The organism is Pseudomonas baltica (assembly GCF_014235765.1).
Taxonomy (GTDB): Bacteria; Pseudomonadota; Gammaproteobacteria; order Pseudomonadales; family Pseudomonadaceae; genus Aquipseudomonas; species Aquipseudomonas baltica.
In genome coordinates this window covers 2,050,859-2,064,888 of record NZ_JACMYH010000001.1, presented here as the reverse complement: position 1 = coordinate 2,064,888, position 14,030 = coordinate 2,050,859, and the positions used below count along the sequence as shown (strand labels likewise).

The following is a 14,030-nucleotide window of genomic DNA, read 5'->3' as shown; positions in this document are numbered from 1 at the left end:
GTCCGTGGCCGCGGAGGGTGCGCTGCGGTTCGCCGGATACACCGCGGCGCCTGCTTCGCGGCCGATGACCGCTCCTACGGGGAATGTGGGAACGGTGTAGGAGCGGTCCGTGGCCGCGAAGGGTGCGCTGCGGTTCGCCGGATACACCGCGGCGCCTGCTTCGCGGCCGATGACCGCTCCTACGGGGAATGCGGGAACGGTGTAGGAGCGGTCCGTGGCCGCGAAGGGTGCGCTGCGGTTCCGATGGCACCCTGCTGGCTGGGCATTTGCCATTGCTGGCAATACGCTCTACGCTTCCTCGCTCAAAGCCGTATCCAAGAGACCATCAGGCGTTCGCGTTCTGGCAATGGTCCGCACTTTCGTTTCTGGACCCTTATGCCTACTGCCAACTGTACCGCTTCGAGCAGCGACGTCGTGACGCCGTTGCATAAACCCTGGTTGCTGATCCTTGGCCTGGTGCTGGTGGCGCTGAACCTGCGTCCGGCCTTGTCGAGCATGGCGCCCTTGCTCGCGCAGGTCTCGGCCAGTCTCGGCCTGAGCGGCTCGACGGCCGGCCTGCTGACCACGCTTCCGGTTCTGTGCCTGGGTCTGTTCGCACCCTTGGCGCCTCTGCTGGCACGGCGTTTCGACAGCGAACGGGTGGTCTTGGGTGTGCTGCTCGTGCTGGCCGCCGGCATTGCCCTGCGCAGCCAATTAGGGGTGTGGGGATTGTTCATCGGCAGCCTGGTGGCCGGCGGCAGCATCGGGATCATCGGCGTGTTGCTGCCTGGCATAGTCAAGCGCGACTTCGCCCGACAGGCCGGGACGATGACCGGCGTCTACACCATGGCGCTGTGCCTGGGGGCAGCGCTGGCCGCCGGTTCCAGCGTTCCCCTCAGCCAGTATTTCGATGACAGCTGGCGCATCGGTCTGGCGTTCTGGATGGTGCCTGCATTGCTGGCGGCCGTGTTCTGGCTGCCCCAGACGCGACAAAAGCACGGCGTCCAGCGTGCCCGCTATCGTGTCAGTGGCTTGTTCCGCGATCCCTTGGCCTGGCAGGTCACGTTGTTCATGGGCTTGCAGTCGTCGCTGGCCTACATCGTCTTTGGCTGGCTGCCGTCGATCCTGATCGGCCGGGGCTTGTCTGCCGCCGAGGCAGGACTGGTCATGTCGTTCTCGATCATCGTGCAGTTGCCCAGCGCACTCACTGTGCCTTGGCTGGCCACCCGCGGTCGTGATCAGCGCTTGCCAATTGTCGCGGTGATGGCGATGAGTCTGGCCGGTTTGTTCGGCCTGCTTTACGCACCATTGAGCGGGATGTGGGGCTGGGCGATCGTGCTCGGGCTGGGGCAGGGCGGAGTGTTCGCACTGGCGTTGACCCTGATCGTGCTGCGCTCGCGGGACGCCCATGTGGCAGCCAACCTGTCGAGCATGGCTCAAGGTGTGGGCTATACCATCGCGTCGATGGGGCCCTTCGCGGTAGGGTTGGTGCACGACATGACGGGCGGCTGGAGCGCAGTCGGGTGGGTGTTTGCCGTGATTGGCATCGCCGCCACGGCGGCGGGTATGGGGGCCGGGCGTACGCTGCATGTGCGTGCGGTGGCGACGAAGGTGGAATGATGCCGCGGGTTTGCCTACAGGCGTTGCTGAATCAATGACCGACATCACGCCACCCAAGCCCTGGTATGTCTACCTGGTCCGCGCGGCGAATGGCTCGCTCTACTGCGGCATCAGCGACGACCCGCAGCGCCGTTTCGCCAAGCACCAGAGTGGCAAGGGCGCGCGTTTTTTTCTCTCCAGCCCGGCAGTGGCATTGGTGTACTACGAAACCTGGCCCAGCAAAGGTGAAGCGCTGCGCCACGAGCGGCTGATCAAGCGCCTGCGCAAAGTTGCCAAGGAGCATCTCGTAGCGTCATTCACTCCCCTGTAGCAGCGGCGCGAGCCGCGTCCGGTGGCAGCGCGTTAATTCAGGCACAGCGCATACACCGCCGACGCGGCTTGCGCCGCTGCTACAGGGGTATGTGCTCTGCGCGCGGGCGAGTAAGCTGTGAGCTTTCCCACCCTGCTGGAGCCGATATGTCCGACTTGATCCTGCATCACTATCCGACCTCGCCGTTCGCCGAAAAGGCCCGCCTGATGCTCGGCTTCAAAGGGCTCGCGTGGCGCTCGGTACTGATTTCGCCGATCATGCCCAAACCCGATCTGACGGCGTTGACCGGTGGCTACCGCAAGACCCCGGTGTTGCAGGTGGGCGCCGATGTGTATTGCGACACGGCCCTGATCGCTCGCCGTCTGGACCAGGAAAAAGCCTTCCCATCGCTGTTGCCCCAAGGCCAGGAACTGACTGTCGCCACCTTCGCCGCCTGGGCCGATTCTGTGCTGTTCCAGCATGCGGTCAGCCTGGTATTTCAACCCGAGTCCATCAGTGCTCGTCTGGCGCGCCTGCCGGAAGACGCCGCCAAGGCGTTCATCGCAGATCGCACGGCGCTGTTCCAGGGTGGTACGGCCACTCGTTTGTCGGTCGAGCAGGCCAAGCATCAGTGGACGACGTTCATGACGCGCCTGGAACAGCAGCTGCAGGACGCAGAAGGCGACTACCTGTTTGGCGAACCTACTCTGGCAGATTTCTCCCTGGCCCATCTGTTGTGGTTTCTCAAGGGCACGCCGGTTACTGCACCGCTGGTGGATATCTATCCCGCCATTCATGCCTGGTTAGGCCGCGTGCTGGGCTTTGGCCACGGTACCTACAGCGACCTGAGTGCCGATGAGGCACTGGCGATAGCCAAGGCGGCTACTCCGGCAGCCTTGCCTACGGAAACGTTCGAAGACCCCAATGGCTTCAAGGTCGGCGATCAGGTGAGCGTGGCGGCAGTGGACTACGGCGTCGACCCGGTGTGTGGAGAGTTGTTGTTTGCCGGTGCCGAGGAATTGATCATAAGGCGCGAAGACGAGCGCGCCGGGATGGTGCATGTGCATTTCCCACGCGTCGGTTTTGCCCTCGCGAAGCAGTAACGGTCTTACGTTCAGCGCGTTACACCGAGGCGCCTGCTTTGCGGCCGGTGACCGCTCCTACGGGATGTCCCCGATGTGCAAGGGCCTGGTGTGGGAGCGGGGCGGGCGGCTGAGCCCTCTGCCCGCGAAGGGCGCGCTGCGGTCTGATTGACACACCGCGGCGCCCGCTTCGCGGCCGGTGGCCGCTCCTACGGGGTGCAGGCGAACCGCTGTAGGATCAGGTCAGTCCTTGCGGCGTTTGAGCTGGTCGGTCAGTTGGGACGGCAGGCCCTTGATGATCAAGGTGCCGGCCTCTTCATCGTATTCGATCTTGGAACCCAGCAAGTGGGCTTCAAAACTGATCGACAGCCCCTCGGCACGCCCGGTGAAGCGGCGAAACTGGTTGAGGGTGCGCTTGTCCGCCGGGATCTCGGGCGACAAGCCGTAATCCTTGTTGCGGATATGGTCATAGAAGGCCTGCGGGCGGTCTTCATCTATCAGCCCCGACAACTCCTTCAACGTCACCGGCTCGCCCATCTTGCTCTGGCTGGTGGCGTACTCCACCAGGGTTTGGGTTTTTTCCCGCGCAGACTCTTCGGGCATGTCCTCGCTCTCGACGAAGTCGCTGAAGGCCTTGAGCAATGTCCGCGTTTCGCCCGGGCCGTCGACGCCCTCCTGGCAGCCGATGAAGTCGCGGAAATACTCCGAGACCTTCTTGCCGTTCTTGCCCTTGATGAACGAGATGTACTGCCGCGACTGCTTGTTGTTCTGCCACTCCGACAGGTTGATGCGGGCCGCGAGGTGCAGTTGTCCCAAGTCCAGGTGCCGCGACGGTGTGACGTCGAGCTCTGATGTCACCGCCACGCCTTCGCTGTGGTGCAGCAGCGCAATGGCCAGGTAATCGGTCATGCCCTGCTGGTAGTGCGCGAACAGGACGTGCCCGCCTGTGGAGAGATTCGATTCTTCCATCAGTTTCTGCAGGTGCTCGACGGCCGTGCGGCTGAACTGGGTGAAGTCGCGACCCTCATCCAGGTAGTCCTTGAGCCAGCCGCTGAAAGGGTGCGCGCCGGACTCGGCATGGAAGAAGCCCCAGGCCTTGCCCTGCTTGGCGTTGTAGCTTTCATTGAGGTCGGCAAGCAGATTTTCGATGGCGCTGGACTCGGCCAGCTCGCTGTCGCGCGCGTGAAGCACGGCGGGTGTGCCGTCGGGTTTCTTGTCGATCAAATGGACGATGCAGTGACGGATCGGCATGGGCTTCTCGGCTGGTCTGTTTGACGGGCACGGTGGACGTGGCGGGCCGTGCGGCAAAGGGGCGAAGTGTAACGTAGATAGGGGTTTTACGGCTTGCTGGTGACGGGCGCGTGCGCTGAAACGACGAAATCGTCTACTTTTCGGCCAAACCCATGATAAAGCTGAATAAAAGGACCGCTTGTGGCGGATATTTGTCTGGCTCTGTGCTAGTTTTGCCCGGTCTTGCGGCCCACAAGGCCGTGAAGCCCCGCAGAGAGCGGCTTTCGAGTCGAACCAAACGCCATTCTGGGTATCTACAATGGCGATTGGCATGACCGAAACGTGAGCCCCGGCGGACGTCGCACGCCCGGCTCCGACTTACGCTGCACTTTGCAATCCAATTGAATTTGATAGGGAAGGTACACCACCATGGCATTAACCAAAGACCAACTGATCGCCGATATCGCTGAAGCTATCGACGCGCCGAAAACCACCGCGCGCAACGCTATCGAGCAGCTGGGCCAGATCGTTGCCGATCAATTGGAAAATGGCAACGAGATCACCTTGCCTGGTATCGGCAAGCTGAAGATCACCGAGCGTCCTGCCCGTACCGGCCGTAACCCTTCGACCGGCGCTGCCATCGAAATCGCTGCCAAGAAAGTCGTCAAGTTCGTCCCAGCCAAAGTGCTGACCGATTCCGTCAACAAGTAATTGTAACGGCTCGACGAACCGTGCCGCGGGTCAACCCGGGCGCGGTTTTTTTGTGCCCGCGGAATGTACCCAACCCTGTGGGAGCGGGCTCTGCCCGCGAAGGGCGCGCCGCGGTACGCCTGATACACCGCAGCGCCTGTTTCGCGGCCGATGGCCGCTCCTACGATGTTTGTAGTGAGGTAAACCAGCTGTTACGCGCCTGTTCGGGCAGGAAGGTCCAGGCGACGAAGCGGCTTTGCTTCTGGCCTTGACCCATTTCCACCACGCGTACCTGCGCCGCCTGGACCTTGCCCAGGGTCGCCTGGATGGCCGCAAGGTTGGAAGCCTTGGACACCAGCGTAGAAAACCACAACACCTGCTTGCCCAGCGCCACGCTTTCGTTGATCAACTGGGTCACGAAGCGAATCTCGCCCCCTTCACACCACAGCTCGTTGTTCTGCCCACCGAAGTTCAGCACCGGCAGCTTGCGCTTGGGATCGGCCTTGCCCAGTGCACGCCACTTGCGCTGGCTACCACGCGTGGCATCCTCCAGCGAAGCATGGAACGGTGGGTTGCACAGGGTCACGGCGAACCGTTCCTCGGCGCCTATCAGTCCCTGCAGAATCTGCCGTGGCTGGCCCTGCAGGCGCAGAGTGATGGCCTTGCCCAGCTTGTTCGCCTGGACGATGGTATTGGCCGAAGCCAACGCCACCGGGTCTATGTCGGACCCCACGAACTGCCAGCGATAGTCACTGTGCCCCAGCAATGGATAGATGCAGTTGGCGCCCACACCTACATCCAGTGCCTTGACCGCAGTGCCTCTGGGAATCTCTGCGCCGTTGCTTTCGGCCAGCAGGTCCGCCAGGCAATGCAGATAATCGGCGCGCCCGGGGATGGGCGGGCAGAGGTAACCCGCCGGAATATCCCAGTGCCGAATGCCGTACAACGCTCCGAGCAGGGCCCGATTGAATACCTTCACCGCTGCCGGGTCGGCGAAGTCGATGCTTTGCTTGCCATACGGGTTGAGAATGACGAACCGGGCGAGGTCCGGGTGGGCCTTGATCAGTTGCGGGAAATCGTAGCGGCCCTGGTGGCGATTGCGCGGGTGCAGGGTGGGTTTTTGCGGGGTGGACATGGGGAGGTTACCGGTGAGGCTGCCGGCCTCTTCGCGGGCAGAGCCCGCTCCCACAGGGATCTACTGGGTTGCATAGATCTCTGTGGGGGCGAGCAGCGCCCGCGATGAGGCCCGCAAGACGAATTACAGGCTGGCGATCCGCGCATGCTGTTCGGCCAGCTTGGTCAATGCCTGTTCGGCTTCGGCCAGTTTGGCGCGCTCTTTGTCGATGACGGCGGGAGGCGCCTTGTCGACGAAGGCCGCATTGGACAACTTGCCGCCCACGCGTGCCACTTCACCATTCAGACGCTGGATCTCCTTGTCCAGACGCGCCAGTTCGGCGTCCTTGTCGATCAAGCCTGCCATGGGCACCAGCACTTCCATCTCGCCGACCAGCGCGGTGGCACTCAGAGGCGCCTCCTGGCCATCGGCAAGCACGGTGATGGATTCCAGCTTGGCAAGCTTGCGCAGCAAGGCATCGTTCTCCTGCAGGCGACGCTGGTCCTGGCTGCCGGTGTTCTTGAGGAACAGGGCCAGCGGCTTGCCTGGACCGATGTTCATCTCTCCACGAATGTTGCGCACGCCCAGCATCAGGCCCTTGAGCCACTCGATGTCGTCTTCGGCCGCCGTATCGATGCGGCTTTCGTTGGCCACCGGCCAAGGTTGCAGCATGATCGTCTTGCCCTGCACACCGGCGAGCGGCGCCAGGCGCTGCCAGATTTCTTCGGTGATGAACGGCATGAACGGATGCGCCAGGCGCAGGGCCACTTCAAGCACGCGCACCAAGGTGCGGCGAGTACCGCGCTGACGCTCGATCGGAGCGTTTTCGTCCCACAGCACAGGCTTGGACAGCTCCAGGTACCAGTCGCAATACTGGTTCCAGATGAACTCGTAGAGCGCCTGGGCAGCCAGGTCGAAACGGAACTGGTCGAGGTGGCGGGTCACTTCGGCTTCGGTGCGCTGCAGTTGCGAGATGATCCAGCGATCGGCCAGCGACAGCTCGTAGGCTTCGCCGTTCTGGCCGCAATCCTCGCCCTTGTCGAGCACGTAGCGCGCCGCGTTCCAGATCTTGTTGCAGAAGTTGCGATAGCCTTCGACGCGGCCCATGTCGAACTTGATGTCACGACCGGTGGACGCCAGCGAACAGAAGGTGAAGCGCAAGGCGTCGGTGCCGTAGCTGGCAATGCCGCCTTCGAACTCGTCGCGGGTCTGCTTTTCGATCTTCTTCGCCAGTTTGGGCTGCATCAGGCCGCTGGTGCGTTTTTCCACCAGGGCTTCGAGCTCGATACCGTCGATGATGTCCAGCGGGTCAAGCACGTTGCCCTTGGACTTGGACATCTTCTGGCCCTGGCCGTCACGCACCAGGCCATGCACGTAGACGGTCTTGAACGGCACCTGCGGCGTACCGTTCTCGTCCTTGACCAAGTGCATGGTCAACATGATCATCCGGGCGACCCAGAAGAAGATGATGTCGAAACCGGTGACCAGCACGTCGGTGCTGTGGAATTTCTTCAGAAATTCGGTCTGTTCCGGCCAGCCCAGGGTGGAGAAGGTCCACAGGCCCGAGCTGAACCAGGTATCCAGTACGTCGTTGTCCTGGTTGAGCGTCACGTCGGCGCCCAAGCCGTGCTTGCTGCGCACTTCGGCTTCGCTGCGGCCGACATAGACCTTGCCGGACTCGTCGTACCAGGCTGGAATGCGATGGCCCCACCAGAGCTGGCGGCTGATGCACCAGTCCTGGATGTCACGCATCCAGGAGAAGTACATGTTTTCGTACTGCTTGGGTACGAACTGGATGCGTCCGTCTTCCACGGCAGCGATGGCTGGCTCCGCCAAAGGTTTGGTGGACACGTACCACTGGTCCGTCAGCCAAGGCTCGATGACCGTACCGGAGCGATCACCCTTCGGCACTTTCAAGGCGTGGTCGTCGACGCTGACCAGCAGGCCGGCGGCGTCGAACGCGGCGACGATCTGCTTGCGTGCCTCGAAGCGGTCCAGGCCGGCGTATTCGCCGGGCAAAGTGCCGTCCACGCTGTCGTTCAGGGTCCCGTCAAGGTTGAACACCTGGGCACTGGCCAGCACCTGGGCATTCTTGTCGAAGATGTTGAGCAGCGGCAGGTTGTGGCGCTTGCCGACTTCGTAGTCGTTGAAATCGTGGGCCGGGGTGATTTTCACGCAACCGGTACCGAACTCAGGGTCGCAATAGTCATCCGCGATGATCGGAATGCGACGGCCCACCAATGGCAGTTCGACGAACTTGCCGATCAAGGCCTGGTAGCGCTCGTCGTTCGGGTTCACCGCGACGGCGGCGTCACCGAGCATGGTTTCCGGACGCGTGGTGGCGACGATCAGGAAGTCATTGCCCTCGGCCGTTCTGGCGCCGTCTGCCAGCGGGTACTTGAGGTTCCAGAGGAAACCTTTTTCGTCGTGGTTTTCCACTTCCAGGTCGGAGATCGCCGTGTGCAGCTTGGTGTCCCAGTTGACCAGGCGCTTGCCGCGGTAGATCAGGCCGTCTTCGTGCAGGCGCACGAACGCTTCCTTGACCGCTTCGGAGAGGCCGTCATCCATGGTGAAGCGTTCGCGGCTCCAGTCGACCGACGAACCCAGGCGGCGGATCTGGCGGCTGATGTTGCCACCGGACTGGTCTTTCCATTCCCAGATCTTTTCCAGGAATTTTTCCCGGCCCAGATCATGGCGGTTCAGCCCCTGGGCTTCGATCTGACGCTCGACCAGCATCTGCGTGGCGATACCGGCGTGGTCGGTACCCGGCTGCCACAGGGTGTTGCGACCCTGCATGCGACGAAAACGGATCAGCGCGTCCATGATGGCGTTGTTGAAACCGTGGCCCATGTGCAGGCTGCCAGTCACGTTCGGCGGCGGAATCATGATGGTGTAGGAGTCGCCGGCACCTTGCGGGGCGAAATAGTTCTCGGCCTCCCAGGTCTGGTACCAGGAAGTTTCGATAGCGTGCGGCTGGTAGGTCTTATCCATGCGCGGCGGGACCCTATAAGGCATTTATTCAAAGAAAGCCGGGAAGTATAGCGGGGATATGGCAGGTATGGGAGGGACGCGCACCCTGTAGGAGCGGTCGGTGGCCGCGAAAGGCGCGACCAGGTATGTCTGACACACCGCAGCGCCTGTTTCGCGGCCGATGACCGCTCCTACGGTGGTAGGCGAGCGGTCCGTGGCCACGAAGGCGCGGGGGAGGGTATCAGCCCTGGTTGAGCAACCTTTCCATGCGCGCTTCGAGGCGGCGCTTGATTTCGGTTTCGATGTGAGGCGCGAAGTCGTCGATCACATCCTGCATGATCAACTGGGCCGCGGCGCGCAGTTCGGCGTCCAGGTGCAACAAGGTATCCTGGCGATTCTGCGCCGGGCTGGGTGCCGCTGCCGGTTCCGACGGCAGGGCCGCCGGTGCAGTGGCCACGGGTTCGTCGTGCAGTTCGAACAGCAACGGCACCTCGGGCTCGCTGCGAACCACGGCGTCGGTCAGCAACGGTGGTTGCAGAGTGTCGTCGCCGAGCAGCTTGCGGATCGACTCGAGGTCGTCCAGCAGGTGTACGGATTTGGGCAAAGGCTTGGTGTTGTTGTCCATCTTGGGCTCAAAGTCGCGATAAGCGGTGGTCTTGCAGAGGATAGCCTTGTTCACGGTAGAAACGAAAACTCTCCCGGGCGGCCTGACGAATAGCAGGGTCTTCGACGACGATTTCGGCAACGCGCGCGAACTGGCTGGCAAAGCCTGGAACGTTCAAGGCCAGATTGATCAGGAGATCGTCATGGCCTGCCGCCTGGGCTGCGATGCCCAATGTGACGGGCGCGTGAGGGCCATCCTCTTCAAGGCTGTGGGGCACGAAGCTTTCACCCTTGAAACTCCACAGGCGTGCGTCCAGTGCTTCGCGCTGGGCAGCGTCGGTGCAATGAACGTACACCCGGTGGCCCAACCGCCAGGCTTTTTCAGCCAACTTGCAGGCGAAATCCAGGCGTGCGGCGGGCAGGGGAGTGGGCAGAACATAGAAGTCGACTTGGGGCATGGTGTGTTCCTGGGGCGGGAGACCGCGTTGCCCTCTTCGAGAGCAGAGGGCGACGCGGGCTGTAGGCAATTACACCCCGGCGCGGTCCAGCAGGTACTGGGTGAGCAGAGGCACCGGACGACCGGTGGCGCCCTTGTCCTTGCCGCCACTGACCCATGCCGTGCCGGCAATGTCCAGGTGCGCCCACTCGTAGGCCTTGGTGAACCGGGACAAGAAGCAGCCCGCGGTGATGGCGCCGCCCTTGGGCCCGCCGATGTTGGCGATGTCGGCGAACGGGCTGTCCAGTTGCTCCTGGTATTCCTCGAACAGCGGCAGCTGCCAGCAGCGGTCGTCGGCCTGCTTGCCGGCTTCCAGCAGTTGGCCGACCAAGGCCTCGTTGTTGCTCATCAGGCCCGTGGTATGGCCACCCAGAGCCACAACGCAAGCACCGGTCAAGGTCGCGATGTCGATCACCGCGCGCGGGTTGAAGCGCTCTGCGTAGGTCAGCGCGTCGCACAGCACCAGACGACCTTCGGCGTCGGTGTTGAGAATTTCCACGGTCTGCCCGCTCATGGTTTCGACGATGTCGCCAGGGCGCGTCGCGCGATCACTGGGCATGTTCTCGGCGCAGGCCATCAGGCACACCAGGTTGATCGGCAGCTCCAGCTCCAGCACGGCGCGCAGGGTGCCGAACACGCTGGCAGCACCGCACATGTCGTACTTCATCTCGTCCATGCCGGCGGCTGGCTTGATGCTGATGCCGCCGGTGTCGAAGGTGATGCCCTTGCCGACCAGCACGTACGGCTGCTCGGATTTCTTCGCGCCTTGATAGTTGAGCACGATCAACCGCGGTGGCTGCGCACTGCCCTGGGCTACGGCCAGGAACGCACCCATGCCCAGTTCCTTGAGCTTCTTCTCGTCGTGAATCTCGACCTTGAGGTTCTTGTGCGCCTTGCTCAGGCTCTTCGCGGCTTCGGCCAGGAAGCTGGGGTGGCACAGGTTGGGTGGCAGGTTGCCCAGATCCTTGGTGAAGCTCATGCCACTGGCAATCGCCTTGGCGTGGGCAACGGCGCGTTCGACGTCGGCCTGGCTGGATTTCTGGGTCAGCAGGGTGATCTTCTGCAAGGCACGTGGATCGGCCTTCTTGCTTTTGAAGCGATCGAACACGTACTCGCCATCGAGCAGGGTTTCTGCCAACAGGCGCGTTCTGCCATAGGCATCGCGGCCCTTGACGGTCAGTTCGTCGAAGGCAAACACGGCATCGCTGCCGCCCAGGTTCTTCAGTACGCCGTAGGCTGCGCTGGCCAGTTTGCGCCACGGGCGGTCGGCCAGTTCGTCGTCCTTGCCGCTGCCCACCAGCAGCAGGCGCTCGGCCTTGAGCGCTGGCACGCCCGGCAGCAACAGGGTCTGGCCCGCACGCCCGGCGATGTCGCCGCGCTTGAGTGCAGCGCTGATCAAGCCGCCGCTCAGGCCGTCGATCTTGCTGGCAATGGCGCCTAGGGCGCGTTCTTCGCCAATGGCGACGACCAGGGTCGCGGTTTTAACTGATTCGGCAGCAACGCTCTTTACAACCAATTCCATATCCAGAACCCCTGATTCTAGGTCGATGCTTGCGCAAGACGGTTCGCGCGAAAGCAGCCAGTTTGACCCCAGCCCCAGCCCGCTCGCAACCTTTGCATGGCGGTAATTGTCCACCCGATGCCGCTGTTAAGTGACAGGCACAGCCTTTCACAGGATAATGCGGCGACTTTTTACCTGGCCCGCTCAAGCGGGCCGGCCCCTGTCCTGGCTGCTACGTTCCCCTGTCGGGCTGCCTGCGCGCGACGACCCTGGAGTGTCTGGTTTGATCGTTTTCCGTTATCTGTCCCGTGAGGTCATGATCACAATGAGCGCCGTGAGTGCCGTGCTCCTGGTGATCATCATGAGCGGGCGCTTCATCAAGTATCTGGCCCAGGCGGCGTCCGGCATCCTGGACCCCGGCGTGCTGTTCATGATCATGGGCTTCCGCCTGCCGGGCTTCCTGCAACTGATCCTGCCGCTGGGCCTGTTCCTGGGCATCCTGCTGGCGTATGGGCGGCTGTACCTGGAAAGCGAGATGACCGTGCTTTCCGCCACCGGCATGAGCCAGCAGCGCCTGTTGGCCATCACCCTGGCTCCGGCGACGCTGGTCGCCCTGCTGGTGGCGTGGTTGAGCCTGAGCCTGGCTCCGCAGGGCGTTGCCCAGGTCGCCACGATCATCAACCAGCAGGACGCCATGACCGAATTCGACACCCTGGTGCCCGGTCGCTTCCAGGCGCTGCGCGATGGCACACGGGTGACCTACACCCAGAGCCTCTCGGAAAACCGCGTCGATCTCAGCGGCGTGTTCATTTCCGAGAAGCGCATGTCCCAGGACAAGGCCAAGGACCGCGGGATCTCCGTGCTGGTGGCTGAAAAGGGCCGCCAGGAAGTGCGCGCCGACGGCAACCGCTACCTGATCCTGGAAAACGGCTTCCGCTACGACGGCAATCCGGGCGAGGCCAACTACCGCGCCATCCAGTACGACACCTATGGCGTGCTCCTGCCCAAGCCCGACGTGAGCAGCGACATCACCGACCGCGAAGCCATCCCCACCGGCGAGCTATGGGGCAGCACCGATCCACGGCCGCGCGCCGAGCTGCAGTGGCGCCTGTCACTGCCGGTGCTGGTATTCATCGTGACCTTGATGGCGGTCCCGTTGTCACGGGTCAACCCGCGCCAGGGCCGCTTCCTCAAACTGCTGCCGGCGATCCTCCTGTACATGGCCTACCTGACTCTGCTCATCGCCGCGCGTAGCGCCATGGAAAAAGGCCGCCTGCCTGCAGCACTGGGCATGTGGTGGGTGCACGTGCTGTTCCTGGCCATCGGCCTGCTGCTGATGTACTGGGAACCGATGAAGCTGGCCCGTGCCAGCCGTCGCGCCAAGGGGGTGACCCATGGTCAAGCTTGATCGCTACATCGGCAAGAGCGTGGCGGTCGCCATCCTCGCGGTGCTGGGCATCATTCTCGGGCTGGCTTCGCTGTTCGCCTTCATCGACGAAATGGGCGACATCAGCGACAGCTACACCTTGTTCGATGCCGGCAAGTACGTTGCCCTGACCGCGCCGCGGCGGGTCTACGACATGCTGCCGATGGCGGCTTTGATCGGCTGCCTGATCGGCCTCGGCAGCCTGGCCAGCAGCAGCGAGTTGACCATCATGCGTGCGGCGGGCGTCTCGGTGGGGCGCATCGTCTGGGCCGTGATGAAGCCGATGCTGGTGCTGATGGTGGTCGGCGTACTGGTGGGCGAATACGTCGCCCCGCCGGCAGAGAACAAGGCTCAGGCCGAGCGCTCGCTGGCCCTGGGCAGTGGCGATGCGCAAAGCGGCAAGCACGGCATGTGGCACCGCCAGGGTGACGAGTTCATCCACATCAACACGGTGCAGCCACGCGGCCTGCTGTACGGGGTGACGCGCTACCGTTTCGATGATCAGCGCCACATGCTCAGCGCCAGCTTTGCCCGCAAGGCGCAATACGACGGCGATCACTGGCAGTTGAGCGAGGTCACCACCACGCTGTTTCACGCCGATCGCAGCGAAGTGGTCAAGGCTCCCGAGGAGCGCTGGGATGTTTCCCTGACACCTCAGTTGCTCAGCACCGTCATCGTCGCACCCGAAGCGTTGTCCATCTCCGGGCTGTGGGGGTACATCCACTACCTAGCCGACCAGGGCCTCAACAACGGTCAGTACTGGTTGGCGTTCTGGGTCAAGGTGCTGCAGCCGCTGGTAACGGCGGCATTGGTGTTGATGGCCATCTCCTTCATCTTCGGTCCGTTGCGCTCGGTCACCCTGGGCCAGCGCGTGTTCACCGGTGTGCTGGTGGGCTTCGTGTTCCGCATTGCCCAGGACCTGCTCGGGCCTTCGAGCCTGGTGTTTGGCTTTCCGCCGCTACTGGCGGTGGTGTTGCCTGCGGCGATCTGCGCGGTGGCGGGACTCTGGCTGCTGCGACGCGCCGGCTAG

At 63.0% G+C, this 14,030-nt stretch carries 12 protein-coding genes; 6 read left to right on the top strand and 6 right to left on the bottom strand.

What is annotated here, in order from left to right; genetic code table 11:
- The first annotated feature begins 375 nt into the window (after nucleotides 1–375).
- From H7993_RS09270 to H7993_RS09260, 3 genes are all read left to right on the top strand, one after another.
- Nucleotides 376–1,599 carry an MFS transporter gene (locus tag H7993_RS09270; protein ID WP_185794116.1) on the top strand — a complete coding sequence of 408 codons (1,224 nt, stop codon included), beginning with the start codon at nucleotides 376–378 and terminating at the stop codon, nucleotides 1,597–1,599.
- Between the two features lie 34 nt (nucleotides 1,600–1,633).
- Nucleotides 1,634–1,909, top strand: coding sequence for a GIY-YIG nuclease family protein (locus H7993_RS09265; RefSeq protein ID WP_122479630.1), 276 nt, complete (start codon nucleotides 1,634–1,636; stop codon nucleotides 1,907–1,909).
- Between the two features lie 146 nt (nucleotides 1,910–2,055).
- Nucleotides 2,056–2,991, top strand: coding sequence for a glutathione S-transferase family protein (locus tag H7993_RS09260; RefSeq protein ID WP_185794115.1), 936 nt, complete (start codon nucleotides 2,056–2,058; stop codon nucleotides 2,989–2,991).
- A gap of 222 nt (nucleotides 2,992–3,213) precedes the next feature.
- Here H7993_RS09260 and yejK read toward each other — a convergent pair whose 3' ends face one another.
- Nucleotides 3,214–4,221, bottom strand: coding sequence for a nucleoid-associated protein YejK (gene yejK / locus H7993_RS09255; RefSeq protein ID WP_185794114.1), 1,008 nt, complete (start codon nucleotides 4,219–4,221; stop codon nucleotides 3,214–3,216).
- A 408-nt stretch (nucleotides 4,222–4,629) separates the two neighbouring features.
- On the opposite strand from yejK, the gene H7993_RS09250 reads away from it, so the two are divergent.
- On the top strand, nucleotides 4,630–4,911 hold the full coding sequence (locus H7993_RS09250) for an HU family DNA-binding protein (RefSeq protein ID WP_122479627.1): 282 nt from the start codon (nucleotides 4,630–4,632) through the stop codon (nucleotides 4,909–4,911).
- A 160-nt stretch (nucleotides 4,912–5,071) separates the two neighbouring features.
- Here H7993_RS09250 and rlmF read toward each other — a convergent pair whose 3' ends face one another.
- The 5 genes from rlmF to H7993_RS09225 all read right to left on the bottom strand — a co-directional run bounded on the left by rlmF (nucleotide 5,072) and on the right by H7993_RS09225 (nucleotide 11,595).
- Nucleotides 5,072–6,025 carry a 23S rRNA (adenine(1618)-N(6))-methyltransferase RlmF gene (gene rlmF, locus H7993_RS09245; RefSeq protein ID WP_185794113.1) on the bottom strand — a complete coding sequence of 318 codons (954 nt, stop codon included), beginning with the start codon at nucleotides 6,023–6,025 and terminating at the stop codon, nucleotides 5,072–5,074.
- 123 nt (nucleotides 6,026–6,148) lie between these two features.
- A complete protein-coding gene (locus H7993_RS09240; protein ID WP_122479625.1) occupies nucleotides 6,149–8,995 on the bottom strand; it encodes a valine--tRNA ligase in 2,847 nt (948 codons plus the stop codon).
- Nucleotides 8,996–9,215: 220 nt separating this feature from the next.
- Nucleotides 9,216–9,599 carry a DNA polymerase III subunit chi gene (locus tag H7993_RS09235; protein WP_122796079.1) on the bottom strand — a complete coding sequence of 128 codons (384 nt, stop codon included), beginning with the start codon at nucleotides 9,597–9,599 and terminating at the stop codon, nucleotides 9,216–9,218.
- Between the two features lie 7 nt (nucleotides 9,600–9,606).
- Nucleotides 9,607–10,035, bottom strand: a complete 429-nt coding sequence (locus H7993_RS09230) for a DNA polymerase III subunit chi (protein WP_122479623.1) — start codon at nucleotides 10,033–10,035, stop codon at nucleotides 9,607–9,609.
- Nucleotides 10,036–10,104: 69 nt separating this feature from the next.
- Nucleotides 10,105–11,595 (bottom strand): leucyl aminopeptidase, encoded by a 1,491-nt coding sequence (locus H7993_RS09225; RefSeq protein WP_122479622.1) that lies wholly within the window; start codon nucleotides 11,593–11,595, stop codon nucleotides 10,105–10,107.
- A gap of 262 nt (nucleotides 11,596–11,857) precedes the next feature.
- On the opposite strand from H7993_RS09225, the gene lptF reads away from it, so the two are divergent.
- Together lptF and lptG are read left to right on the top strand one after the other, a co-directional pair.
- Complete coding sequence (gene lptF, locus H7993_RS09220) at nucleotides 11,858–12,982, top strand: LPS export ABC transporter permease LptF (RefSeq protein ID WP_122479621.1); 1,125 nt, start codon at nucleotides 11,858–11,860, stop codon at nucleotides 12,980–12,982.
- Complete coding sequence (gene lptG / locus H7993_RS09215) at nucleotides 12,969–14,030, top strand: LPS export ABC transporter permease LptG (protein ID WP_185794112.1); 1,062 nt, start codon at nucleotides 12,969–12,971, stop codon at nucleotides 14,028–14,030. The genes lptF and lptG overlap by 14 nt, the downstream gene beginning before the upstream one ends.

What these genes read in the sequence shown, in the direction of transcription:
- H7993_RS09270 (WP_185794116.1), top strand. Translation starts at nt 376, where the DNA reads ATGCCTACTGCCAACTGTACCGCTTCGAGCAGCGACGTCGTGACGCCG.
- H7993_RS09265 (WP_122479630.1), top strand. Translation starts at nt 1,634, where the DNA reads ATGACCGACATCACGCCACCCAAGCCCTGGTATGTCTACCTGGTCCGC.
- H7993_RS09260 (WP_185794115.1), top strand. Translation starts at nt 2,056, where the DNA reads ATGTCCGACTTGATCCTGCATCACTATCCGACCTCGCCGTTCGCCGAA.
- yejK (WP_185794114.1), bottom strand. Translation starts at nt 4,221, where the DNA reads ATGCCGATCCGTCACTGCATCGTCCATTTGATCGACAAGAAACCCGAC.
- H7993_RS09250 (WP_122479627.1), top strand. Translation starts at nt 4,630, where the DNA reads ATGGCATTAACCAAAGACCAACTGATCGCCGATATCGCTGAAGCTATC.
- rlmF (WP_185794113.1), bottom strand. Translation starts at nt 6,025, where the DNA reads ATGTCCACCCCGCAAAAACCCACCCTGCACCCGCGCAATCGCCACCAG.
- H7993_RS09240 (WP_122479625.1), bottom strand. Translation starts at nt 8,995, where the DNA reads ATGGATAAGACCTACCAGCCGCACGCTATCGAAACTTCCTGGTACCAG.
- H7993_RS09235 (WP_122796079.1), bottom strand. Translation starts at nt 9,599, where the DNA reads ATGGACAACAACACCAAGCCTTTGCCCAAATCCGTACACCTGCTGGAC.
- H7993_RS09230 (WP_122479623.1), bottom strand. Translation starts at nt 10,035, where the DNA reads ATGCCCCAAGTCGACTTCTATGTTCTGCCCACTCCCCTGCCCGCCGCA.
- H7993_RS09225 (WP_122479622.1), bottom strand. Translation starts at nt 11,595, where the DNA reads ATGGAATTGGTTGTAAAGAGCGTTGCTGCCGAATCAGTTAAAACCGCG.
- lptG (WP_185794112.1), top strand. Translation starts at nt 12,969, where the DNA reads ATGGTCAAGCTTGATCGCTACATCGGCAAGAGCGTGGCGGTCGCCATC.